Annotated in this window: 23 protein-coding genes and 1 tRNA gene; 2 read left to right on the top strand and 22 right to left on the bottom strand. The window is 38.4% G+C overall.

All coding sequences use genetic code 11. The features are described 5' to 3' along the window. Positions 1 to 161: 161 nt before the first annotated feature. Positions 162 to 2012: an acyltransferase family protein gene (locus tag JOD28_RS00190; protein WP_204768912.1), complete on the bottom strand. Its 1851-nt coding sequence runs from the start codon at positions 2010 to 2012 to the stop codon at positions 162 to 164. A 120-nt stretch (positions 2013 to 2132) separates the two neighbouring features. Further along, positions 2133 to 3140 (bottom strand): catabolite control protein A, encoded by a 1008-nt coding sequence (gene ccpA, locus JOD28_RS00185; RefSeq protein WP_204768911.1) that lies wholly within the window; start codon positions 3138 to 3140, stop codon positions 2133 to 2135. 219 nt (positions 3141 to 3359) lie between these two features. Here ccpA and JOD28_RS00180 point away from each other — a divergent pair, with 219 nt between their 5' ends. Beyond that, positions 3360 to 4457: a M24 family metallopeptidase gene (locus tag JOD28_RS00180; protein ID WP_204768910.1), complete on the top strand. Its 1098-nt coding sequence runs from the start codon at positions 3360 to 3362 to the stop codon at positions 4455 to 4457. An 80-nt stretch (positions 4458 to 4537) separates the two neighbouring features. Here the strand turns inward: JOD28_RS00180 and JOD28_RS00175 are convergent, their stop codons facing one another. The 12 genes from JOD28_RS00175 to JOD28_RS00120 all read right to left on the bottom strand — a co-directional run bounded on the left by JOD28_RS00175 (position 4538) and on the right by JOD28_RS00120 (position 13793). Beyond that, positions 4538 to 5275: a CPBP family intramembrane glutamic endopeptidase gene (locus JOD28_RS00175; protein ID WP_204768909.1), complete on the bottom strand. Its 738-nt coding sequence runs from the start codon at positions 5273 to 5275 to the stop codon at positions 4538 to 4540. A 2-nt stretch (positions 5276 to 5277) separates the two neighbouring features. Next, the gene (locus JOD28_RS00170; protein WP_204768908.1) at positions 5278 to 5487 is read right to left on the bottom strand and encodes a hypothetical protein; all 210 of its coding nucleotides are present in this window, start codon (positions 5485 to 5487) and stop codon (positions 5278 to 5280) included. Then, positions 5480 to 6319 (bottom strand): Cof-type HAD-IIB family hydrolase, encoded by an 840-nt coding sequence (locus JOD28_RS00165; protein ID WP_204768907.1) that lies wholly within the window; start codon positions 6317 to 6319, stop codon positions 5480 to 5482. The genes JOD28_RS00170 and JOD28_RS00165 overlap by 8 nt, the downstream gene beginning before the upstream one ends. A gap of 48 nt (positions 6320 to 6367) precedes the next feature. Continuing rightward, the gene (locus tag JOD28_RS00160; protein WP_204768906.1) at positions 6368 to 6817 is read right to left on the bottom strand and encodes a SprT family protein; all 450 of its coding nucleotides are present in this window, start codon (positions 6815 to 6817) and stop codon (positions 6368 to 6370) included. After that, positions 6814 to 8328: an ABC transporter permease/substrate-binding protein gene (locus JOD28_RS00155; RefSeq protein WP_204768905.1), complete on the bottom strand. Its 1515-nt coding sequence runs from the start codon at positions 8326 to 8328 to the stop codon at positions 6814 to 6816. The genes JOD28_RS00160 and JOD28_RS00155 overlap by 4 nt, the downstream gene beginning before the upstream one ends. An 84-nt stretch (positions 8329 to 8412) precedes the next feature. Further along, a complete protein-coding gene (locus tag JOD28_RS00150; RefSeq protein WP_204768904.1) occupies positions 8413 to 8892 on the bottom strand; it encodes a GAF domain-containing protein in 480 nt (159 codons plus the stop codon). Between the two features lie 301 nt (positions 8893 to 9193). Continuing rightward, positions 9194 to 9442: an acyl carrier protein gene (locus JOD28_RS00145; RefSeq protein ID WP_013102697.1), complete on the bottom strand. Its 249-nt coding sequence runs from the start codon at positions 9440 to 9442 to the stop codon at positions 9194 to 9196. A gap of 17 nt (positions 9443 to 9459) precedes the next feature. Then, positions 9460 to 10506 (bottom strand): phosphate acyltransferase PlsX, encoded by a 1047-nt coding sequence (plsX, locus tag JOD28_RS00140; RefSeq protein WP_204769278.1) that lies wholly within the window; start codon positions 10504 to 10506, stop codon positions 9460 to 9462. Positions 10507 to 10690: 184 nt separating this feature from the next. Then, the gene (locus JOD28_RS00135) at positions 10691 to 12073 is read right to left on the bottom strand and encodes an amino acid permease (RefSeq protein ID WP_204768903.1); all 1383 of its coding nucleotides are present in this window, start codon (positions 12071 to 12073) and stop codon (positions 10691 to 10693) included. A gap of 398 nt (positions 12074 to 12471) precedes the next feature. Beyond that, positions 12472 to 12545: transfer RNA gene (locus tag JOD28_RS00130), tRNA-Lys, on the bottom strand. A 191-nt stretch (positions 12546 to 12736) separates the two neighbouring features. After that, positions 12737 to 13318 carry a DNA-directed RNA polymerase subunit delta gene (gene rpoE / locus JOD28_RS00125; protein WP_204768902.1) on the bottom strand — a complete coding sequence of 194 codons (582 nt, stop codon included), beginning with the start codon at positions 13316 to 13318 and terminating at the stop codon, positions 12737 to 12739. 25 nt (positions 13319 to 13343) lie between these two features. Further along, on the bottom strand, positions 13344 to 13793 hold the full coding sequence (locus tag JOD28_RS00120; RefSeq protein WP_204768901.1) for a YwiB family protein: 450 nt from the start codon (positions 13791 to 13793) through the stop codon (positions 13344 to 13346). Between the two features lie 149 nt (positions 13794 to 13942). Here JOD28_RS00120 and JOD28_RS00115 point away from each other — a divergent pair, with 149 nt between their 5' ends. After that, on the top strand, positions 13943 to 15298 hold the full coding sequence (locus JOD28_RS00115; RefSeq protein ID WP_204768900.1) for an HD domain-containing protein: 1356 nt from the start codon (positions 13943 to 13945) through the stop codon (positions 15296 to 15298). Positions 15299 to 15368: 70 nt separating this feature from the next. On the opposite strand, the gene JOD28_RS00110 is transcribed toward JOD28_RS00115, so the two are convergent. The 8 genes from JOD28_RS00110 to JOD28_RS00075 form a co-directional block, all read right to left on the bottom strand. After that, positions 15369 to 17729 (bottom strand): Xaa-Pro dipeptidyl-peptidase, encoded by a 2361-nt coding sequence (locus JOD28_RS00110; protein WP_204768899.1) that lies wholly within the window; start codon positions 17727 to 17729, stop codon positions 15369 to 15371. Positions 17730 to 17854: 125 nt separating this feature from the next. Next, positions 17855 to 19135 (bottom strand): MFS transporter, encoded by a 1281-nt coding sequence (locus tag JOD28_RS00105; protein ID WP_204768898.1) that lies wholly within the window; start codon positions 19133 to 19135, stop codon positions 17855 to 17857. A gap of 257 nt (positions 19136 to 19392) precedes the next feature. Then, the gene (locus tag JOD28_RS00100) at positions 19393 to 21924 is read right to left on the bottom strand and encodes a M1 family metallopeptidase (RefSeq protein WP_204768897.1); all 2532 of its coding nucleotides are present in this window, start codon (positions 21922 to 21924) and stop codon (positions 19393 to 19395) included. Between the two features lie 86 nt (positions 21925 to 22010). Further along, entirely contained in the window at positions 22011 to 22952 is a 942-nt protein-coding gene (locus tag JOD28_RS00095; RefSeq protein WP_204768896.1) for a phosphoglycerate dehydrogenase, read from the bottom strand. 2 nt (positions 22953 to 22954) lie between these two features. After that, positions 22955 to 23917, bottom strand: a complete 963-nt coding sequence (locus JOD28_RS00090) for a sugar kinase (RefSeq protein ID WP_204768895.1) — start codon at positions 23915 to 23917, stop codon at positions 22955 to 22957. Between the two features lie 24 nt (positions 23918 to 23941). After that, complete coding sequence (locus JOD28_RS00085) at positions 23942 to 25219, bottom strand: gluconate:proton symporter (RefSeq protein ID WP_204769277.1); 1278 nt, start codon at positions 25217 to 25219, stop codon at positions 23942 to 23944. Between the two features lie 8 nt (positions 25220 to 25227). Next, positions 25228 to 25971 (bottom strand): sugar phosphate isomerase/epimerase family protein, encoded by a 744-nt coding sequence (locus JOD28_RS00080; protein WP_204768894.1) that lies wholly within the window; start codon positions 25969 to 25971, stop codon positions 25228 to 25230. 10 nt (positions 25972 to 25981) lie between these two features. Further along, positions 25982 to 26239 carry a hypothetical protein gene (locus JOD28_RS00075; protein ID WP_204768893.1) on the bottom strand — a complete coding sequence of 86 codons (258 nt, stop codon included), beginning with the start codon at positions 26237 to 26239 and terminating at the stop codon, positions 25982 to 25984. Positions 26240 to 26349: the final 110 nt, after the last annotated feature.

The raw sequence follows: 26349 nt of genomic DNA, 5'->3' as shown, positions 1-26349 counted from the left end.
TGCATGCACACGTTTCCTCCGTTCTTTATTACTTCTTATTTTAAGCTAATAAAAATAGATGTAAAGCCCCAAAGATATTATTTACGTGTTAAGCATATCTTTGGGGACATCATTTTTTGATTATCTATCGTCAACTTAGTGTAAAAATACTAATTGACTGTTTAATCAATATGCTTAACGCGGCCAACCTCTTCGACTAATAAGCGGACATATTGTCTATCTCCAGTTGCACCCGGGTGAACCCCGTCATCAGCGAACCAATCTAAATGTTGCTCTGCAAGTCCAAACCAATTAATCACGTGCAAATTTTTATAATCTTTTGCCGCATCAGCCAACATACTATTGTTATCATTTTGCCATGGCCGGCTTTGAACAAAGTTATTCATCCAATAAATTTGACGTTTTGAACCAAATGACTTCATCATATGATCCAAATCTTGACGCTTAATCTCACCGTTAGTTCCCAGGCCGATTAACATATTAGGTGCTAGCTTGCCTTGCTTTGCCATCTGATCAACAATTTTTGGTGTTTCATAAGATTGACGCCCAACTTCAGCATCGACTACCATATTTTTATTAATTTCTTGTAGAAATGGTGCTGCGTCGAGCATGACAGAATCTCCAATAGCTTTGAAGCGCATATCTTTGAAAACAAGATATTGCTTTTTGTTCAAGCCGTACGTAGTAATCAGCGATTTCTCGTCTGCTGTTAAGTCTGTTGCCTTGTCATTTACCGTATGTGATTTTTTTTCTGCAGCAGCGTTTTGTTTTGCTACTGCAGATTGATTGTTTTTAAGCTTTATCTGTAGTTTTGTTTCTGGATGAGCTTGACCAGCCCTTGGATCCAATAGTCCCTGACCGATAAATAAAATAAAGACAAGCACGAGTGTCACACTACCAAAAAAGCGATTTCTAGATGCCATGAGCCATCGCAATGCTTGTTTTATTTTAACAGTATAACGAAAACTATTTTCAACGTAACGATAACTTAATTCACTGAAAATAAGTACTAGAATGACTTCAATGAACAAGTTCAAACCTGTCGGTTTGTAATTTGGCACAAGTTTTTCATAAAAAACAAATACAGGCAGTTGATACAGATAGATACTGTAGCTACGTGTTCCAAGATAATTCAAATATTTATTGTCAAATGCCCTTGAAAACCACGAAGCCGGGTGAACAATTACTGCGATGAGCACGGCAATAGACACAGTAAAAAGATACATCAAGCCATAATACGTGACATTACTTTGCCCGTTTAACCACAAAAATCCACCAATCATGATGAAAAATGTCATTAAGCCAGTACCATTTAATATTCTTTTAGCTTTCTCAGCGATGTTTTTCTGAAGTTTGTTAGATGGCCAGATAAATGCTAAGCTCGATCCTAACAAAATGGCAAATAATCGCGTGTCAGTACCATAGTAGGCGCGATTAATATTATCTGGTTGATAGTATATTGCCATCAAAGCCGCGCTCACAATCGACAATAAAAACAAAGCTATTGAAACATATTCTCGCTTGAAACGACATTTCAACACGCCCCAAACAACGAATGGCCAAATAAAATAATATTGTCCTTCAATTGATAGAGACCACAGATGTGTGAATGGCGAAGCACCACCAAACTGCTGAAAATAAGATTCACCGTTACTGATAGCCCAAAAATTATATATATAGAATAAATTTGCTAATAAAATACGGCGCAAATTATAAATTAATTGTTGATCACATAACAAAATAACCGTGGTTGTGATCAATAACATACCAACTAAAGCCGGATATAGTCGCTTTAAACGGCGCATATAAAATTTCAGTGGTGCAATAAAATGATTTTGATCATATTCTTGAATAAGTATATCCGTAATAAGATAACCAGATAGAACAAAAAACAACGGGACACCAAGCCATCCCCCAACCATTTTAGCTGGCATCAAATGAAATGTAATCACGCCAATTACGGCAATTGCGCGCAGTCCATCAAATCCAGTAATGTAACGTCTTTTAATCATTTGAGACAGAAACCTTCCCTAGTAATTTGTTCAAAATAAAAAGTAAACCACTTTTATCAGTTTACTTTCTTTACAAATGAATGTCAATTGTTACTGTTATATTTCTTTAAGATGAAAATATTAATTACGTGTCGTCCCACGACGTTCTAGCGTATGTGGTAATTTAATTTGTGTATCATCGATAATTTCATTATTCATTAACTTCGTCAGCATTCTCATAGCAACAGCGCCAATATCATATTTTGGTTGACCAATGGACGTGACCTCAGGTCGTGTTACAAGTGTGAATTTAGTATCATTGGAAGTAATGATTTCAAAGTCTTCAGGTATTCTTTTACCATTATCACGTAAATAATTCATAATACCCACTGCAACTTCATCGTCATAGGCAATGACAGCAGTCGCACCAGCAGACACAATTTTCTCAGCAACTTGCAATCCCGCAGCATAATCTTGATGGGTCGCAAACAACAAAGTCTCATCAAATGCTATTTGCATGTCTTCTAACGCCGCCTTATACCCAACAATACGGTGCAGACTATTAATTGCATGTGTTATCGGACCAGTGACAATCGCAACACGATCGTGCCCATTTTTAATCACTGCTGTTGTTGCTTCTTTAATTGCCTCAACATAGTCAATGTTAACACTTGGTAACTTACCTTCACCATCAACAGAGCCAGCTAACACAACGGGCGCATCAACACCTGCAATCGTATTTAACACCTCGCGCTCTAACTCATTGCCCATGAAAATAATACCATCAACTTGTTTGCTAGCTAAATTGTTAACCGCCATCGTCTCTCGGACAGGATCTTCGTCTGTATTGGTTAGCAAGACATCATAATGATACATATTAGCAACATCATCAATCCCACGTGCAAGTTCCGAATAATACATATCTGTGACATCCGGCATAACAACACCGATGGTTGTTGTCTTTTTTGACGCTAGTCCACGTGCTACTGCATTAGGGTGGTAGCCTAGTTCTTCAATTGCATCTAATACTTTACGTTTTGTTGACTCACGAACATTATTATTACCATTTACCACACGTGATACCGTTGCCAATGACACACCTACACGGTGAGCGACGTCATATATTGTTGCTGAGCTTTTTTTTTGCATGAGAGAACCTTCTTTTGATTTTAGTTTTGTCTACTTTGTAATTATTGTCATGTTAATTCATCAATATACCTTTATCTATTATATCAAAAAAAAAACAATTTGCAAACGCTTACAATACCCATTTTATAAGTTTTCATTGTTCTTACTGTTTGTTACAAGAAAAGCGTTTTTCTTGTAACAGTGTTAAAATGTAATTAATATAAATAATAGGAGCTTTTAATGAATACAGAAAAAATCACTACCTTAACAGCTTGGATAGAAGCGCAAAAACTTTCAGGTGCTATTTTGACCGATTTCCACAGTATCGCTTATCTAACGGGGTTCGAATCAGATCCCATTGAACGGGTCTTGGCTTTGGTAATCTTATCTGACCACGAACCTTTTTTGTTTGGTCCAGCACTCGAAGTACACAGCATGACAGCTAGCGGCTGGCCCTTTCCTGCATTTGGTTACGAGGATCAAGAAAACCCTTGGCAACAATTAGTACACCATATTAAAAATGCAACTCGTGGCCAATCCTTTGCTATCGAAGCTGACAATTTAACGCTTGCACGTTTCCAACTACTACAAGATGCATTTTCAACTGCAACTTTCAAGGTAGACGTGACCAACCAAGTTAATCAGTTGCGCCTAATCAAGACACCCGCTGAAATCCAACACATGGCAGCGGCCGGTCGTGATGCCGATCGTGCATTTAATATCGGATTTAACGCATTAAAGAATGGTGTCTCAGAACTAGACGTTGTGGCAACAATTGAATACAAACTCAAAAAAACAGGTGTCCCCGCAATGAGTTTTGAAACGCTGCTTCAGTTTGGCAAACATGCGGCAGATCCACACGGCGCGACATCAACGCGTACTTTGAAGTCAGGCGAAATGGCTTTGTTTGATCTTGGAACCATGTCTGAAGGATATGCTTCAGATGCCACACGAACAGTTGCGTTTGGAAATGTAGATGCCAAAGCAAGAGAAATTCATGCGATCACCTTGGAAGCACAATTGACTGCCCAATCACAGGCAAAGATTGGCATGACCGCAAGTGAATTAGATGCAATTGCTCGTCATGTCATTTCAAAATCTGGTTATGGGCAGTATTTTGTCCACCGTCTTGGTCATGGTTTAGGGTCTTCTGTCCATGAGTTTCCATCAATCATGGCAGGAAATGACTTAACGCTGCAAGAAGGTATGGCATTTTCAATTGAACCTGGGATATACATACCAGGCATTGCGGGCGTTCGCATAGAAGATTCTGGTTATATGAGTCAATCTGGTTTTGTGCCTTTCACGCACACACCAAAAGACTTGTTGCAATTCTAAAATCGCAAGACATAAAAAACGTCAAGAAGATGTCGTATCTTCTTGACGTTTTTTAACTGATCAGTACCTGCCTGTCACAATTAACTCAAAGCTTTAAAAATAACGATAACCAACACAGGTAACATTGTTACCGCATTATTAATAAAGTGAATCGCAATACTATCCTGTAAATTGCCGGTCTTTTTATAAACATACGCCATGACCATTCCCATAACCATATAAATTAAATAACTTAAAACATCAGCTAAGTTGGTTGGTACGGCTCCCATATGCGGAAAAGCAAATAACACCCCTGACAAAATAATACTTGCCCACCACCAAGAATGGCGGAAAAAATAGTTAATCACTAATCCACGAAAAATAATTTCTTCGACAACAGGCGCTAGCACAACGCCATAAATAACCATAGCGACCATGGTGACATTTAAGTGCTCTGTTAGATTTTGAATAGCTGTTTGATTTTCAGTCGTTGTAACGCCCGTAAATTTTATACGTAAAGCACTAATTATTATTTCTATGACAATCATAAAAACAAAAATACCAATAATGTACCACATATGTTGCCAGTTACGTATGTTTGGCCTATGAAAGACTTTCCCATGTGTCGTTGCTTTTAATAATCGAAAAGCATAATAACCAATAGCTGCATAAGCTAAAAACATCATCAGAGCCCAAAATAATTGCAACCAAGCATTTTGTTGTACTGATGCAATACCCAAAAATCCAGGCGCAACAATAACTAATAGTACAATAATAATAAAATTAAAAATACGCCGCCACATTTGTTTAGGCGTAGGTACTTGTGTTAATTTAAGCAAATTTAGTCATCCTTTTCTTCATTTAAACGCTGCTTTTTCGACTGCCAGAAAAGCCATGTAAAAGCCATATTAACAATAATCATTAACACCACGACTAAACTAATCGTCAAGCCTAACGACCAATGTCGACTAGAACTTAACCAGAAAATAATTATAAACAAAATAAATGTTAAAATCCCAAGCAAAATACGTGCCGTTAAATTTTTAATCATAAATTGTACCTGAAAAATGATCAATAAAATCAGCTACTGCTGCTTCATTATTTGTTGTTGTCAGTACAATATCTGCCATTGCTTTAATTTCTGGTTTTGCATTCGCAACAGCGACACCAACACCAGCGGCCTTAATCTGTGCTGCATCATTTAAATTATCACCCAATGCTGCAGTATTTTCACGTTTAATGTTTAATATTTTCGCCAACTCTAAACCGGTAACCCCTTTGTCAACACCCTTTGGATTGAATTCCACATAACGATTTGAGCTAAACGTCAGCAGGACTTCATCACCAACTTCATCTGTCACAGATGCCGCAATTTTTTCTTGCACAGCATGATCAGGATGTTCAAAAATCACTTTCATGATTGGTGATTCGTTGGCTAAAAAGGATAAATCATCACTATCTACGGCGGTGTAAGGCACTTGACGCTCAGCCATGTATTGTTTATCTGATTGTGAAATATTGTAAATAAAAAGTTTATCTAGGGTGTAAATATGTGTATCAATATCCCCTTGAATCTGTCCTAATTGAAAAATTTTACGAGCAAGCGCAATTGACATATCATGTTGTGCGATTATTTTTTCACTGCCATCTGGTTCTAGCGAAACAATTGCCCCGCCATTATATGACACAACATACTGTGTTTTCTTGTTTAGGCCAAGTGTCGCTAAGGTACCAAAAACTGATTTGTACGAGCGCCCCGTGTTTGGTACAAAGTAACCACCGTTTTCTGTAAAACGTGCAATAGCATCAATATTTTTAGGATTAATTGAACCATCATCATTAAGTAGTGTTTCATCAAGGTCAGACAAAATCAACTGTATCATATTCTCTCACTTTCAAATCGGGTTTACACCCATTATACCTGAAGATAATTACCTATTGTCAACTTCACCCACAAAAAAGATTTTTGCACCACATTGCCCACAGCGATAATTATTTTCCAAAAAACGCCGTTGTCGCATAATCTGATGCTTATTCTCACATTGATAGTGCCATAAATGTCGTTGCGCTTGCGCCAACCTCGGTGCATATCGCGAGCCACCAACTTCGATTAGTAGCTGTTTAAATGTTGCATCTTTGTGCTGAAATCCTTTGTGTTGCAAATGTAAATGATAGTGCACTAATTCGTGTTTAACAATACCTTCAAATTCGGGCAGGTCAATCATCTTAGGATTAAATTCTAGATCATGTGTTCGCAATAAATAGCGACCACCAGTGGTTTTAAGGCGTTTGTTAAACCGAGCAACATGGTGAAATGGTCGATTAAAATATTGATTTGACACTTGTGTGACGTAAAGTTGTAATTGCTGTTGCGTTATCATTTTAATAAATGGTGGGTCCTAAGGTAACTTTGAGCAACCTTTTCAGCCGGCTCATGTTTCACATTAACCGCATAGTTCATATTTTGCATCTCTGTGTTGGTAATATGCCCTGCAAGCTGATCTAGTGCTGTGACAATAGTTGGATTATTTTTAGCAAAATCAGATTTCATTAATGCAACACCTTGGTATATCGGGAAAAAATTTTGATCATCTGTCAACACTTTGAGATGATACTGAGCAAGCTGTGAATCAGTTGCATAAGCATCAACCACATTGACTTGGTTTTGCGCAACTGCACGATAACGTAATGCTGGATCTAAACTAACTTTAGGTATATCGAGATTATAAGCTTTTTCAACACCTGGCATACCATCAGAGCGATCTAAAAATTCAGCAGTCATTCCCGCTTTTGCATTCGGTAAGCGCTTTAAGTCACCAACTGTATTTAATTGATATTTTTTCGCATCTTTTTGAGACACAGCAATAGCGTACGTATCATTGAACCTTAACGGTCTCGTCAAAAACAGATTTTCCTTTGTCGCAACTTTTTTTGCCGCTGCATAAGTGACCTGAGCATTAGCACCAATAGGTAATTTAACAGGTGGTTTCGCTAATGAAGATGTTATTGTGCCGGTAAATTCTGGATAAATATCAATTTTATTACTTTCTAATGCTGAATACAAAAAGGTCGTCACGCCAAAACTTGGTTTTAACACTATCTTTGTATTCGGTTGCGCCTGTTTTATCAATGCAGCATACATATTGATCAGTATTTCTGGTTCTGATCCGAGTTTTCCCGCAATTGTGATGGTTTGCGTTGCCCGCGTTTGTGGCATCAAAGGCAACAGACTCCCCCCAATAAATAAGAGAGCCAATGTACTCAACACAATTTTTTGCAACAAACCACGTAAACGTGTCACTAAATTAATCGTAAATCCGCCAATAATGGCTAAGGATGCTGATGCAATTGCGCCAATTAAAATTAAGTTGGTATTATTACGATCAATTCCCAGAAGAATAAAATCACCTAGGCCACCTGCACCAATTAAAGATGCCAAGGTAGCTGTGCCAATGATTAGCACAGTTGCGGTACGGATACCGGCAATAATACTCGGCATAGCTAGAGGAATTTGTATCTTTCGTAATAAAATACGACGTGTCAAACCAAGCGCGCGACCGCCATCCAAAATATCCTGATCAACCCCAGATAAACCAAGGTAAGTGTTTTGGAAAATTGGCAACAACGCATAAATAATAAGTGCAATCAGCGCCGCTGGTGTACCAATACCAACAATAGGAATTAACAAGCCAAGCACTGCCAAAGAAGGCAAGGTCTGAAAAATACCAGTAATTTGTAAAAACCATTCTGCATAGCGCTTATGACGTTCAGCCCAAATTGCTAATGGTATCGCAATTAAAGCAGCAATAACAACAGCAATGACTGTTAACTGTACATGCTGCCATAATGCTGCCAGAAATTGTGCGTGTCTGGCAGTAAGCGTTTCAAACATAGACCTGCCTCTTTTTCTGAAATTAAGCGGTGTTTATCATAAAATTCAAAACACAACCTAGGTTAACGATTCATCATCATTTTTCTATGCACTGATATAAGGCAACAATGTTGCTACAAAATCTTCCAAATCAGCCTGATCTTGACGGGAAAAACGATTTAACTCTGGTGAGTCAATATCTAATACCCCAATTTGACGACCATCTGCAGTTGTAATCGGCACCACAATTTCTGAATTTGAATCAGCATCACAAACAATATGACCAGAAAACTGATTGACATCATCTACTACGATCGTTTGTTGTGAAGAGAATGCTGAACCAACCACCCCAGCATTAGGTGCTATTAAGGCAACAGCAGGCTTACCTAAAAAGGGGCCTAATGACATGACATTATTCACCTCATCGAACAAATAAAAGCCGACCCAATTAAGTGCACGCATATTTTGAAATAATATGGCCGCTGCATTAGCATAATTGGTGATTGTATAGGCCTGGCTAGCTTCGCCCTCAATCCAAGTTGCTAATAATTGTGAAATTAAAGGTGTTGCCTGCTTTTCTGACATTTTTATGTCCTCCAAAAAATTCTATCATTATAATTTTAAGCCATTAATATCAAAAAGCGTCCTGATACAAAACAACAGATTTGTATCAGGACGCTTAGCAAGATGTAACATATCTATGTCACAAGCCTATGATCTCCGCACAATTAACTGTCCGTCATCATTTTTCCGTGTTTATAAATGGTAAACACATATGATAACATTTTTTATACAACATACGCGACGAACCTTAATATTAAATGTTCAACTTGAAAATTAGTATAATCTTATTTTTAGTAAGTGTCAACTGTCAAAAAAAACGTGTTTAGCTTTGATGTGCAACAATATAATCAACCGTGTCTTGCAGTGTGATTAAACTTTCAGCATCATCATCTGAGATGCTAACATTAAACATATCTTCAACTTCTAATACCAATTCAACAAAATCAATTGAATCTGCATCAATATCAGTTAAAAAATTTAAATTAGGGGTAATTGCAGAACGTTTTACGTTAAACCGCTCTGCTACTTCGTCAGCCATCATATTATAAATTGCTTCTTTTTCCATAGCCATGTTATATCTCCCGTATCTTAATCATTAAGTTGCGCATTTAATACTTGCTTACCGGACTGTAATTCTGCCGTATGTGCTGAAATATAATCTTGAATATCAGGCACTAGTTGGTTATCAAGCATTGTCTTAATTTGTCCCATGGTGTTCGCCACTGCCGCAGCTTTAGCTGAACCATGCGTTTTAACAACAGGTGCTTTGACTCCTAAAATAACAGCCCCACCTGCTTCATTATAATCTAATTTCTTTTGAACTTGTTTAAATGCCGGTTTAAGTAACGCGCCTCCAAGTTTACCACCAATACCTGATGACATGATCGCTTGTTTAATCTGTTTTAGCATCATTAAAGCTGTTCCCTCAGTGGCTTTCAATGCAGCATTGCCAGAAAAGCCATCGGCAACGACAACATCTGCCGTACCATCGAGTAATTCACGGGCTTCAATATTACCCAAAAAATTAAATGAAGGTGAATTTTTCATCAGTTGATGGGCTGCTTTGTGTACTTCATCGCCCTTATCTTCCTCAGCACCATTGTTTAGTAAGCGAACACGAGGTGCAGTAATACCTAGGACATGCGTCGCATAGAAACTACCTAAAATGCCATATTGATACAAGTGTGATGGCTTATTTTCAGCATTGGCTCCTAGATCCATAAATACAAACTGGTCATGTTGACCATCAAAGCTTGGCAAAGCAGATGCCAAGGCTGGTCGGTCTACCCCTTTGATCCGACCAATCAAGAAGATAGCACTTGACAATAACGCCCCAGTATTACCAGCGCTAAACAAAGCATCTGCTCGACCTTCTTTCACAGCCATAGCAGCTCGAACCATTGAAGAGTCTTTCTTACGGCGCATTGCTTTAACTGGTTCATCACCCATTGCGATTACTTCTGTTGTTGCAATTAATTCAATCCGCTCCCAATTCTTTACTAAGGGTTTAACCTCATCTTCTGTACCATAAAGTTGGAATTCAATATTTTGGTAACGATCTCGGGCGATTTCAATTCCCTTCACAATTTCCAATGGCGCATAATCGCCACCCATTGCATCTATTGCTATTTTCATGATTGTAAAGGTGTGTAGCATGCTTAACGCGACAACGTCATTACCATTAAATCTGGCCATAATAGTCACCCTGTAATAAGTTCGACAGGTTTTTTGAACTATTAGCAACTCAACACACGTTTCCTCCATTTTTTATCTTCATCTATTCTATCATTTATCCCAAGTTAACGTCGAGATTTTAACATTATTTTTGGTCATGTTGCTTGCGTGTTAGAAAAAAGATAACTGACATCACAACTAGAAATCCCAATCCGATTAGTAACGGTATTCTGGTATCTGGATTGATGACCATGTATACCAAGGTAACGAGCAACATTAATATTGCAAAGTAATTTGTATAGGGCGCCAATGGCATTTTAAATGGGTGTTCTGACATATGCTGTTTATTCTCTTGGCGGAATTTAATCTGACTCCATAAGATAACAAACCATGGCACCATACCCGGCAAGGTACTAGCCGAATATACTAACACAAAAATGCTTGAACTACCACGCCAGAATAACGGCAATAACGCATTTAAAATGATGCCCAACAAAATTCCCGTAGACATTGCTAATACTGGCAATGTTGGTACACGATGTTTTGATAGTTTTAAAAATTTAGGTGACAGTTCTTTATTCAATGCTAACGTATATATCATACGACTTGAACTAAATATGCCAGAGTTCAAGGCAGACATTGCAGCTGTAAGCATTACGAAATTAATAATGCCTGCCGCTGCCGTAATGCCAACACGCGAAAAGGTTTCCACAAAGGGTGACCCAACTTGATCCAACTGATTCCAAGGATATATTGTGATAATCACAAATATGGCACCAATGTAGAAAATTAAAATACGAGCAACAATTGACCGTATGGCAGCTACGATAGCGTGCTTGGGATTTTGTGTCTCACCTGCTGTAATACCAATAATTTCAATACCTTGATATGACGTCATAACAATGGCTAAAGCAAACATGAAGCCTTTAAAGCCTCCAGCAAAGAAAGGACCATGTGTCCATAGATTAGAAAAGCCAAGTGGTTGCCAACCATTCCCAAATCCAAAAACAATAACCATCATGCCTAAAATAATCATTAAGACAATCGTAATGACTTTAATCATTGAAAACCATGATTCCATATTACCGTAAGCTTTTACAGTCGTCATATTTGCCAATGTCAATGTCACTAAAACAACAATACCTGTTATCCAATTAGGCAATTCAGGGAACCAATAATTCATATAAAGGCCGACTGCAATTGTTTCTGAAATACCGACAGTAATCCACTGAAATACATTTGCCCAAACAGTCAAATAGCCCGCCAAGGGGTGGATATATTTTGTTGCGTAGTTAGCAAAAGAGCCAACTGCAGGATCAACATATAACATCTCCCCTAACGCGCGCATCACAAGATAAAGGACCAGTCCCGCCAACGCGTAAGCTAGAATAACAGAGACACCCGTCCATTTGATAGTCGATGCCGATCCCATAAACAAACCAACGCCAATCGTGCCGCCAAGGGCAATCATTTGCATTTGATGAGATGATAAGTCTCTATTCAATTCTCTATTATGTTCTTTTGCCATTATACGCCTCCACGTTTTAAAGGTCATAGCGCCAAAAAGCGCCCCTAGAACTCAATCTAGGGGCGCTTTTGCGCGGTACCAACCCAATTTCAGACGTCATGATAGACGTCTTTCTTAAAATAATTGGATTAACGACCAATTACACCGACGATAATTTCAGTTCTACACCTACTAATATCATGCATCAACGGTAGTCTTTCGTTAAAGGCCCTCATCATTCTCACCACCATGATGTCTCTTCAAAAAGGTTTCTTTACTAATTTTCCGTCTCAACGCTTGATATCAATCATACTATGGTTTGGGCGGTTTTGCAAATTTTGAAAACAAAATAAAAGCAAGTAACCGAAGTTACTTGCTTTTAATGGAATATCCCAAAGGTCTCCTGATAGTTATATCAGTGCTCCCTCTCGGACTCGAACCGAGGACCTTGGGATTAAAAATCCCCTACTCTAACCAACTGAGTTAAAGGAGCAAACATGCCGTAGCACATTTATATATATTACAGACATTTGTTCAAAAAAGCAACCCTTTTTCGTTTTTTTATCTATTGCGTTTATAATAATCGTTAAAAGTGTTGATATGACTGGGTTTTAAAACAAATAAAAAAGCCACTTTTCGTGGCTTTCATAAAAACTAATATTAAATTCTGTCGCTTTTTTGAACTTACTTTTCGATGTCTCCATCACTTAAATCATCAAGATCGTTTGTACCAGTTAACTCCGTTAAGTTTTCATCAATTGATTCGTCATCTCCAACGGCAATCTCATCTTCATCATCGTCGTCATCTTCAACTTCGACTTCTGAATCCTCAACATCGTCATCAGTATTACTAACATCACCGAAGTCTTCATCTTCTGGATCATCATCATTATAGTCAATGACATCATCATCAGTTGAAGCGTCAGCAAAGACATTGACCTTTTTTGCCACTTTTTTACGCTTTGGTGTATCATCGTCATCGTCGATTTCATGAATCGACTCATCAATGGCATCCACAGGATACCATGCACGCAATCCCCACTCATTGTTTCCAAGTGAAATAAATGACCCATCAGTATTTAAATCAGTATAAAACTGTGAGAGACGTGACTTGAACGTTTCTGCATCGACTTCTAAAAACGCCTGAATTTCTTGAACCAATGAACTAAATGGCATAACATTCTTATGTTCTGCCAAAATTTCAGATGCAATTTCAACCAATGCTAATTCTTCTTTTGGATGATTGCCTAATTGTTTGAGTGCCATAGTGCACGTCCTTTCGAGTTTCTAACTAACTAAGTTTACTAGATTTTCCATTAAATTGCAACCTGATATCATATTGTCCAACTAAAGCATCGTTTGCATAAAGGTCGTAACTCATTGTGAGTATGCCTATGTTTTGTTTTGAGTCGATGTCGGCGGCTAAAGCTGTCGTATCTGTTTCTAATTGCATTTGCCCTGCTGGGGTCTGATAATACGCTTGTAAACGTTGTCCCTTTCTAAACGCTAATTTAGTCAAACTATCCCCACTACGGTTTAAACGAACCTTATCAGACTCTAATTTAAATAACACATTTGTTGGTGTTTGATCAGCAATAACTTCGGTATATCTTAAAAAAGCGACATCATTTTTAACTAAAAGTTCGCCAACAGTTTGAAATTCAAAAACTTCTGTATCCCCTGCTTGATTAATACTAGTTTTAAGATAGATGTTGACGTCATGTTTATTATTCGTATCCATTATCCGCTCATCTCAAATGATTGCACATTAGTTAACAATAAAACCAAAAATCTCATTGCCATCTTAATTAAAAATGCGCAAAAAACAACTTTCATTATTATTTTCGTTAAAAATCCATTATAATATAATAAAGACAAAAAGGGCAAACTATGTTAACGGAAAAATTATCAAACGAAAAAGTATTACGTGATCCAATCCACAATTTTATTCATATACAAGATCGTGTCATTTTAGATTTAATTAACACGACAGAATTTCAGCGATTACGACGCGTCCAACAACTCGGTATTACAAGTGCTGTTTTTCATGGTGCTGAACACTCTCGGTTCGGACACTCGGTTGGCGCTTATGAAATTGCCAGACGTATTACGGAACATTTCGAACAGTACTACCGCTCAGAAAACGAAAATGATGGTCTATGGGATCCACGAGAGCGCCAAGTGACATTAGTTGCCGCTCTTTTACATGACATTGGACACGGGGCATTCTCACATACTTTTGAGCATCTATTCCACACAGATCATGAAGCAATTACACGTGAAATCATTACTGGAGACACAGAAATCAATACGGTTTTGTCACGCGTCTCGCCAGATTTTCCAAATAAAGTGGCTAGCGTCATCGCTAAGACCTATGACAATCCACAAGTGGTGCAACTCATTTCCAGCCAGCTAGATGTTGATCGTATGGATTACCTCTTACGTGACGCTTATTTTACGGGTACTAAATATGGTGAATTTGATATTGATCGCATATTAAGAACAATGAAACCCACTTCAAATGGTATCGCTTTTGATATTGCGGGCATGCATGCCGTCGAGGACTATGTTGTAAGTCGCTATCAAATGTATTTACAAGTCTATTTCCACCCCGTATCCCGTGGTATGGAAGTGCTATTAGAGCATTTATTGCAACGCGCACACGAGTTGTATCAAGCAAGTGGGACTCATGAAAAAGATTTTGTCGGCCCAATCCTAACACCACTCTTCAACAATGAGCACTTAACTATTCACGATTATTTACAGATTGACGATCATGTTTTCATGACTTACATTTCCATGTGGCGTCATCATCCAGATCCTATATTATCAGACCTATCCACCCGTTTCTTAGATCGCCATCCGCTCAAATCCATTATTATTGATGACAAAACTGCGCCGTTACTAGAGGATCTTGAAAAACTTGTCAATATTGCCGGGTATAATGCGGATTATTATACTGCCCGCAATGACGCGTTTGATTTACCATATGATGATTATAAACCAAATGTTGCCAAACCTCGGACACAAATTGACTTTGTTTTAGATGATGGTTCACATCGTGAACTATCTGAACTTTCACCCTTGGTATCAGCTATTAAGGGCCAAGTATCTTTTGACAAACGGTTCTATTTTCCAAGAGAAATGCTTAATATTGAACCAGATGAATTATTTTCTGATACTTTCAAGACTTTCCGTAGTTATATTCATAACAATGCATTAACCACACCAAATCCTGAAAGTTAACTTTTACTTCAAAATAACGATAAACACGCAGTCAATAAGACAAACATTGTCTTATTGACTGCGTGTTTTTTTATTCAGGTAAAGTTAACAGACTGTGCGCCAAATCAATGGTATAAACAATACCTTGGTTACCACGGATAGTCATTTCAAAATCAGTTGCATAAATAATTAAACCTAATTGGTGACCTGCACGTAGATGATATAATGTTGGCTGCAACGTTAACGTGACGGTGACGTATTGTTCGGCCTGCAAATCGTCCGCTTGCCAAGCACTTGTTCGATTTTGTAAATTAATATGGCCCAAAGTAATCATTTTGTGATTGGCGTGTTCTACTTCAAATTCTTGCAAATCCACCTGAGCAAAATTAACACCCCGATCAATTTTAACGCCTTGATTAGTTGGTTGTGATTTCAGATAATTATCCTCACCGTAATCAACCAACATGGCACTAATGAGCCCAATATTCTGTGACGATTTAACATGTAACTTCAAAACTACTTCACCATCAATGATATGATCATCAATTAGTGTAGGCGTTTTGAAATGTTGTTGCGTTTTTGATAAATCAGGTGACTGGCGTAATGTTTTTTCACGCCACTGACTAAAATTAGTTGCAGATTGTTCAAACAAATCAGGATTTAATTTATCTGTAAATGATACCTCACCCTTGGTGACGTTTTTAACGAGCTGGCCAGTTGACAAATGATAAGCTACTGTTTGTGAAGTCGTCCCCCACTCGTTGAGACCGTGCCATGATTGACTTTGGGTATTGTCCTGCCAAATAACATTGGGTAATTGTGTTGATACTTGAGAAGGCTGCCCTAATAATTTGGTAACCAACCACAAGTTCATCTGATCAGCAAAATCTAATGATCGGTTATTGTTAATGTTAATGTGTTGTCCCTGGTGTAAAATTAATTTATTGTTGTACCCATTACCTCTTAACGCCTGCCAGAGACGATAAACTTGACGCGGTTTAACATTCCAATCATTTAATCCGTGGACCAATACAAGGTCTGCTTTGATATGATGACTACGATTCAGATAATTACGTGCATCCCAAAAATTATTATAATTGCCATTTGAACGATCTTGCAGGTTTTTAGTTTTTGTTTGAAACTGCTGCCATTGTTTTTGCGTACGTGCCCAGTCAGCAGGATCTTTCATTCGGCTGTAAACTAATTCAGCTAAAACGTCCATATCTTCACCGGGAAAACCACCTGGGGCAATCACCAACCCGTTATCGCGATAATATTGATACCAATCAGAGATAGCGGCTTCCGCAATGATTGTTTCCAGACCTGATACGCCTGTCGCTGCGACTGCTGTTGCTAACGTTCCTAAATATGAACGGCCAGTCATCGCAATTTTGTGATTAGACCAATTCGCTTTAATTGCGATCTGACTTGTTTTATCAGTAAAGGCTACACGATTCCCAGCTAACCATTCGACGACATTTTTCATTGATTCAACTTGGTCAGGTGATCCTGTGTCTTGCATACCATCTGAATGCCTAGTGCCTATACCTGAAGCATAGGCAACGGCAAAGCCACGCGAGAGAAAATAATTGTTCAAATCCCATGCATGCCCTGATAAGGTGGTAAACGTTTTGGTGGCAGCTGATGCCCAGCCTTTTATTTCCCTAGCAAAGGGATGATTAACCGCTTTATCCTCTTGGTAAGTCACAACATCACGTGCCACCTGTTTTGACACTTTATGTACTAAAGGCACATTCACATGATGAATCTTAGCATCATTTTCTTTTAACATCATCCCTTGATAATAGGGTGACGCTGTAAATAATACAGGTAATTTTTCAGTTGTGTCAGGTCGCTGAATATCAACTTGAACTAAATCAAGTTGACCATCTAAATCTGAATCCACAGACGTTTCAACCCAAACCGTTTCCTGAACCAGGTTGGTTGTATCATATGTCGCCATGGATTTGCCATTAAAATAAATTCGTTGATTTGTTGTTTTGAAATAGCCATGGCTCGCTAGTTCGTCAATGAAAAGCAGCCCATTTTTAGTGTGCGTATTAAGTAATAAATACCACGCATGATAAACATCAGAAACATCTGTTGTTTCCAAGCCAACCGATTTAAAGACTTGCTGTCCATCGTAGGCGTTGTCTGTCAATTCTGTATCATAACCCAACAATTGTGACGCTATCGTATAAAAGATGGTCTTAGTCAGTGCTTGTTTATCTGTTATGAATGTTAAAATCGACGTGCTAGGTGTGGCAAGATGTTCGTCAAGCCACATATTCTTAGAAGATAAACTATGATATTCTGGCAAAGCATGGTAGAGTAAATGACGCAATAGCGTCGCTTTTCGACAGCCATCATCATAAAATCCAACAGCAGATAACTCGGCTATTTCTGTTGACTTATCCACTGATTGTTTAGCAAATTGATGTATTTTCGTCATATTATGTACCCTTTGGAATTTACGCTCATTATACACCCTTTAATTATCCTATCCTAAACTATTTTAATGCAACAAAAAAGTGCCATAATAACGATTTTGCAACCGATTATGACACGTCGTTAAATTTAATTTTGTTCTTGATAATATTGGTTAGCACCCAGCTTTTTAAAATCTGGAATTGTTAGCATGAATACTAAGCTAATCACATACATTGCTGCTAAACTCATCATCACTGCACCAACACTATAGTTATCCATAATCCAACCAATAACAACAGACGAAAAGGCACCTAGAGCTCGTCCAGAGCCCATGAGCGTGTTGGCAGCTGTTGCTCTGATTTCAGCCGGATACAAACGGCTAATAATGGCACCAAAACCACCATACATACCGTTAGAAAAGAAACCAACAATTGCACCTAATATGGTTAGTGTCCACATATTATAAGCAAATGTAAAGGCATAAATCATGATAGCAGAAGCGATTAAAAAGATTGTAAACGCTTGTTTAGGACCGATTCTGTCTAAAATCGTGCCAAACGTCATCATACCCACAGCCATACCGATAATAATTGGAATCATACCTAGGTTGACGTAGCCCGCTGTTACAGTTGCCGTGATACCCAACTGCTTTCGCATAATGGTTGGTAACCAGTTCATCAAGCCGTAATAACCTGCTGTTTGAATGGTTAACATAATGATTAAGACAAGTGATGTATACGCACGTTTTGGTGTATTGGCTATAAATTTAAAGCTGAACTTCTTGCGACCTGATTTATAATCTGCCTGTAGTTGTTCAAATGCTGGTGTTTCTTTTAGATGTCGACGAACAATATATACAACGATTAATGGTAGGAAGCCAATCATGAACAACCCACGCCAACCAAAGGTTGGCATAATGAGCGTTGCCAAAATTGCTGCTAGAATAGCACCAACTTGACCGCCAATTGCTGTAATTGAACTGATTCTTCCAATACGATTGGCTTTAAAACTTTCAGCAATCAGCGCCATACTGACGCCGTATTCGCCGCCAGTACCCATACCAAGCAAAAATCGTGAGGCATAGATCGTATGTGCATTATCTAAGAAGGCTAAAATAACAGTCGCAAACGTTACCAACATCACCGTATATGATAAAACGCGTACACGACCAATGCGATCAGCTAATATGCCAAACAAGACACTACCAAGTAACGCCCCCCAGTTAGACATCGCTGCAATCACACCACCCTGCGCCCCAGTAATGTGTAATTCTGCAATCATTGGTGCTAGCGCAAAGGACAAAAATGTCGCATCCATGTGATCCAAAGTGAAGCCAAGGGTTGTAGACCCAAGTACCACCTTTTGTTCTTTAGTAAAGTTACTGGACACTGCTTTCCCTGCTGCATTATCTAACGGACTCATCGTCATATTATTTTCCTCCAAAATGATTGCTCACTGGCAATCTTTATTTTGTCCAATAAACATTAAACCATAGATATGAACAAAACGCAATTAAACGTTTAACATTTTATTAAAGAAAAGTGATACAACTCTTTTTTATCAAACTAAAGCAGCTAAATGCTTCATCACTTTATCATTATCTTGATTGTTTGTTTTTAAATGATGATGACCCTAACTACCACTACAACAAAAAAGAAACCAAAATTATGGTTCCTCCTGAGTACTTAAATATTATCAGCGATCACTTGATTCACCGCGTCTTTTTCTGATGCAATTAATGCCACGCGACTGCTAATCACGCGTGTGTCCATTTTAATTTCACGAGTTAAGCCAGGCTGATCACTTTTTGGATTAAAGAAGTTTTTAAATTCTTCTAAGCGCTGGCTAGTTTTCAAAACACTGGCAGCCACAGTGATATAAGTTGTAAACTCCATATCACCACCAACTGTTGCTTCTAACCAATCCCACTCTTTTCGTAACCAATCCCAAGCAGCTTGTTCGCCATGTGTATTGCGCAAAGTACTACCAAACCATCCCCGTAAGTCTTGTGGTTTAATCACATCTGCGTTTTTAAATGTTGCCACCAACTGACTGACAAGTGTTGGATGCGTCACACTCGTAATCGCCGCACGCAAATCTTGTTTATAACCCGCGTCAGATGTTTGGCGATAATTTAACAGCAAGTCATCAAATAACGTTTGATCCCCATAATTTTGAACCTCATTACGAATAATGAACACTCGTATTTCTGCTGGTAACTGCTGCAAATCACCCTCATGCGTTTTGAATAGGTCATGCGCCTGTGTTGTTGCGACACTATTCTCTGCGTACAATGCAGCTGAAACAATGTAACGACGCGTTAATTCATCATCTAATGATTCGTCATTTTTTGCATGCCAACCTAGCCGTTCAAACTGCTGACGACTCAACTTATCATAAAATTGCTTCAAGTACTTTTCTTCATCAGAATCGGGCGTTACAAATTGACGTAGGTCTTGTGCAACAGTATATAAGGCATCATTGACAATCTTAGAGTCACTATTAGAAAAACGTACAAGTAAAGGTACAATTTCTGCAAATGCGATTTGTCGTCCTTGAGCAAGTATATGCAAATCTTGAATCATTTGACGTTGCGTAATCGCGTCTAGTTGATCAACATTAACTAAAATATCTTGTAAGAGTGTCGCGTCATATTTGACGATAAAATGCGAATCATTGCTCATATTGAGATAAAACGCTTCACCTGCCTCTCGACGTAGCGTCACGTAATCACCTAGAACAACCGTTTGTTCAGTCATTATTTTAGGCACTGCCTCATAATTACTGTTAACCGGTATTTGCCACAAACGGTTATCATCCTGTCCTTCGCCAATGAAGAATTGTTTCTGTGTTAAAGTTAACTGGCCATCGAGTACCTCAGCAGAAACAACTGGATAGCCCGGTTGTTCTAGCCATGAATTCATAACAGCTGAAACGTCTTGACCAGAAGCGTCACCCAACGCTTGCCATAAATCAGCCCCTGTGGCGTTACCATATTTGTGCGCAGCAAAATATGTTTTTAAACCTTGACGCAAAGCATTATCACCAATTAACGCACGTACCATGACCAGCATGCGTGCACCCTTTGCATAAACAATTGCGGCATCAAACAGCGAGTCAATCTCAGCTGGATGGTTAACTTGAACATGCACAGCTTGCACACCATCGGTTGCATCGCGGTGTAAGGCTGCTGGTACGTCAGATGTTTGGAACAATTCCCAAATGTGCCAATCTGGTTCAAGCGCATCAATAGCAACATATTCCATCATGTTGGCAAAACTCTCATTTAACCACAAATCGTCCCACCATTTCATCGTCACCAAATCACCAAACCATTGATGAGCGAGCTCGTGTGCAATCACTGTGGCAACAACCTGTTTGGCTTCTAAGGCCGTATTGTCTGGATCAAGCACCAAATACGCTTCACGATAAGTGACCAATCCCCAGTTTTCCATAGCACCAGCTGAAAAGTCAGGTAATGCCAGTTGATTTGACTGTGCTAATGGATAAGGTGTTTGATAAAAATCTTCGAAAAATTCAATCGAACGCTTGGCAATATCTAATGCAAAATCAAGTGTTTTAGGATCATGTGCCTTTGTCGCATAAACACCAACTTTAACGCCGCTGCTCGTTTCTGTTTGTTTATTTTGTAACTCACCAAACGCAAAAGCAACTAAATAAGTTGACATTTTTACTGTGGTATCAAAATAGTGAATACTATTTTCAACACGTAATTCCGGTGTGTTAGCCAATACTGTTTCGTCTGGCTGTTCATCAAACTTAATGGCTAAATCAAATGTTGCCTTTGCCTCTGGTTCATCAATACAAGGAAATGCTTGGCGTGCAAAGTTTGTTTCAAACTGTGTGCCAATAATTTGCTTCTTTTCGCCATCAATTTCATAGTAAGACGGATAAATACCCATCATTGTATCCGTTAAAGGTGCTGTATAGTCAACAGTTACCTTTGTTGATCCTGATTTTGGTAAGGATATATTGAGGGCATCCAGTTCGCGATTAATTACAAATGGCACTGACTGTCCATCAACTTGTACGCCATTAACAGACAAATCTTTTTGGTGCAACGCAATTTTTGAGGTCTGTGCAACGCCTGAAATCGTTGTTTTCCCACTAATTGTTTTTGATGAGCGATCAATATTCAAATAAATATCATAATGGCTCGGTTGAAACATATTATAAAATCGTGTTAATTCCGCCATAATTTCTCCTTCAAATTGTTAGAATATCTTCATTATACACGTTTAAAATAAAAACGTCCCCATCAGGAACGTTTTAAAAATAAACATTAGTTCAACTGATTCACAGCAGCTTCTGGTTTTTCTCCCTGCAATACGCGCACAATATCGCGTGTTGCGTCAATTGCCATCCGTGCCTTTGTTTCAACCGTGTTGGACGCAATATGTGGTGTTAGCAAAACATTATCTAATCCAACCAACGGATTAGTCACTGGCAATGGCTCTTCTTCGAAAACATCCAGAGCAGCGCCACCAATGTCCTCATTCTTTAAAGCACTCACTAATTCTGACTCAACAATAATTGCACCACGAGCCATATTAATTAAATAGGCATCATGCTTCATCATTTTAAATTCCTTTGCACCAATAGAGTGTATCGTTTCAGGTATTGCTGGTAAATGAACCATAACATAATCAGCTGTTTTAAAAATTGTCTCACGACCAACTATGTCAACGTTATCTGTCGATTTTGCAAATGGATCATAGGCGATTATTTTAACATCAAACCCACTTAACTTTTTAGCTACTTGTTGTCCTATACGACCAAATCCAAGAATACCCACTGTTTTGCCTGCAATATCACGACCTGGATGTGCCTTACGATAATGCCAGTTATCTTCATGAATTGCTGTTGCATTTTGATACAAATTTTTGCTAATCGCTAATAGTTCAGAGACCGCTGTCTCAGCAACTGAGCCAGACAAGGCTTTAGGTGTATTTACCACGTAAATACCACGCTTTGTTGCTGCATCCACATCAACCGCATCATAACCAACACCATTACGGGCAATTACTTTTAAATTAGGCATGCTGTCCATCATATCACCATCAAAAGGCTGCGTACCAATCAAAACTGCAGACGCTTGAGCGCCTTCATTTTTCATTGTTTGACGTTCACGGCCAGAACCAACAATCACCTCAAGGCCGGCATCAGTTAAAATGTTCTTGCCAACTGCCGGAATATCATCTGGTAAATATACTTGCTTTGTCATGTTTAATCCTCTTTCTGTTCTGATATTAAATATTGTGTCAATTCATCTGGTGTTGGATAGCCATCATTGTCACCAGTTGTTTGTACCTGTAATGCACCAACCGCATTACCACGCGCAACTGCTTTAGTCATTGGTAGTCCTTCAATGAGTGCAGTAATCAATCCTAGTGCAAAGCCATCCCCTGCACCAACCGTATCAATCACCTTTTTAACAGGAAATCCTTTAACTGTGTAGCTATCACCAGATTTATTTTTGACATATGCACCCTCTGGACCAAGTTTTACCACGACAGTCTGCGTTCTCTCACTATTTTCCAAGTAAAAGTCAGCAATTTTTTCAGGATCACGTGACCCCATCAATATTTCACCTTCGTTAATGCCAGGCAACACAATTTCCCCATATTTAGCTAGGTCATTAATCGTTTCAATCATCACCGCTTGTGATTCCCATAGCGCTGGTCGTAAATTGGGATCAAATGTCGTCTTAATGCCACGTTTAATGAGTTGCTCAGCAAAGTAACGAAATGCTTCTCGTGCCTGTATTGAAATAGCTGGAAAAATACCTGATAAGTGCGCCATTTTAACATCTGTAAAGTCAATATGATCAATATTTGATTTATCAAAATGTGCCGCTGCCGACCGACGTCGAAAATTAAAAGTGGTTGGATCACCTTGGTCAACTAACTCTTTTAACTGGAAAGCGGTCCAGTTATTATCATCCGTTGAAATATATTGATTGCCAACATGATATTTCGATATTTCTTTAATTGCAAACTGCCCTAAGGGATCAGCACCCACCTGCGAAATATATTCAGTGCTATGTCCTAAACGCGTGGCACCAATCATAACGTTAAGTTCTGCACCACCCAAAAATTTATAGTAATTAATGCTATCAACTAATCCTGCATTCAAATCAGTTGATGTAAAGGTAACAACTGGTTCACCCAATGTCAAAATTTCACTCATGTTATTCTCCTTAAATTAATCGTCTTAATGACCAAAGAAAGCAAATACTAATAACTCATTCACAATCGAGACCGCCCACATCACTGGAATACCCATTTTTAAATACTCTTTGGTTTCAAGTTTAGAATATGTCAATGCCCATGTGTTCCATGACTGGGTCAAATCAATAGAAACTGCCATAATACTGGCCGTATATAAGAGTGGCAACAGAAAGATTGGCGAAAATGTGCCAGTTGCTGCCAACACCGCTGCCGTTGCTGCGCCAGCTCCCCAAACGTGCAATGGTCCGCGGAACAAAGCTAATGGTGCTAAAATACCCACTGCAATAGCCAAAACTAACGGACTATGTGGCAAAATCACTTCAATAATGCCCTTAAAATGAGGAACATTAACTGTCGCAGCACCGGCAAACATAACCAATGCCATCAAAAAGATGATTAAGCCAGAAATATCATTTATTGCCTGTGACACTGTTTTATTAATGAATGCAACCAATCCCGTATAAGACTTCATTTGACCAGTTAACAGTAAAGCAATAATTGTTGCTAATAATAACGCCGGAATCGCATCCCAGTGAAAAAACATATTTAGGGCAACTGGTATGATTGGTACAATGAATGTCACTGGATGTGTTCGCTTGAACGTAACTTGGTCATTAGTCGCAATTGTTTCAATTTTACCGTTTTTAATACTTTTGCTATTCAAGAGAATAAAAATGATTACACCAAGCAATTGAATGCTCATGGCTGTTAAACCAAAAACCAAATAGTTACCAGAAAAGCTAACTGAAGGAAAAAAAGCTTTAATTTGATTAAATAGTACCACGTTAATATACATTGGTGCACCAATAGCCATTGTAAATGCTGGAATCGCTACTTTTTTAGGCACGCCAATTGATAACAGAATCGGAATTAAAATAACACCAATCGCAATAACTGACCCCACGCCATAAGCGGATGAAAAAATCAATGCGGTAACTAGTACAACCAATATGGCGGCAAGAATTGGCGCCTTGCGACCAACTCTTTCGGTTTGAGCAGATATAGACCCAGCAATACCAGAATCCACTAATACGCGACCAAACCATGAGCCAAACACAATATATATAATTGTTGGCCCATAATTGAGTGCTGGTTTCGCGATAACATCTTGGATTACGATATTAAAGGGAATCAAACCAATGACTGACCATAGTAGTGCCATAATGAAGAACCCGATTACTAAATTGCCACCTCTAACAATATAATAGATAAATCCGACAAACGTCAGTAACAGTAAAATACTAATAATAATATTGGTCATCATATACCTCAATTAAACACTTTAAGTGCTTGAATCGCATCAACAATCGTCTGGTCATTTTCAGTGGTATACTCGATAGCCACTGGAACATTTTGTGGTAATATATGCAGAATCTCTTGCCATGCAATATCCCCATCGTTTAATGGCACAGTAACTAACTGATCCCCAGCACCTCTATCATCTTTCACATGAATATATTTAACGTATGATGATAATTGTTTTGCTGCTGTCATCTCGTCTTCCCCTACATATCGCCAATTCCCCATATCATAAACATAACCAATAGCAAGATTTGCGGCATGAGCTGCGACCATAAATTTTTCAATGGCGCGCATTTTACCAGATGTCTGCGTCTGGTCGTTTTCAATATTTGTTTGAATCCCCATTTGCAATAATTTTTCTAATGTCGCAATATCTTCTGGCAATAAAATATCAAAGTCTCCCGTATTGAACTTGATGACAGTCACACCTAGCTGAATGGCCTCATCATAATATTGACTCAACTTTGGATTAACGCGATGATTAACAAACAAGTCATCAGGTACCGAGTAAAAAAGACGTAGATTTTTCATTTTAGCATATGCTGATATTGCCGGTGCTTCTGCAATGATGTTGTCAAAGTATTCACGCCGTAATTCAGCAGATTCAATACCAAAACCAACGACTTTTTTTAACATATCTAATTGTTGTTCACCATTTTCACGGTCGGATGCGAATACTAAATGGTTCAAAACGATTTGTGATTTTTTCATGATACACTCCTTAATATTGATTTAAATCTGCAACATGTTTCAATAACGCATCAAAACCTAAGTCTGATAAATCAGGTGATTGTGATTTATCAAAATTTTTGCTTTCAATTTTATTAAATTTTTCAGCAAGAAAATAAGCAGACAGATAAGCTGCTAACTCTTTTTTCGCCATGTTCTCAAGTTCTGTTTCATCAAAGTCAAAATTGACAGACGCAATAAACTGTAAGGCAAACTTCTCAGGATTAATACTCATTTTTTCTTTTGTCATCATTTATCCTCTTTTGGTTTAACGTTTTCGGAAACCGGTTTACAAAACCTATTGTAAACGCTTCCAGATTTTTGTCAAGCCCTTATTTTTAATTTGGCGTATAATATCTT

The organism is Leuconostoc rapi (assembly GCF_016908715.1).
Taxonomy (GTDB): domain Bacteria; phylum Bacillota; class Bacilli; order Lactobacillales; family Lactobacillaceae; genus Leuconostoc; species Leuconostoc rapi.
The sequence above is the reverse complement of the archived record's forward strand: the minus strand, read 5'-3'. Positions and strand labels throughout refer to the sequence as shown.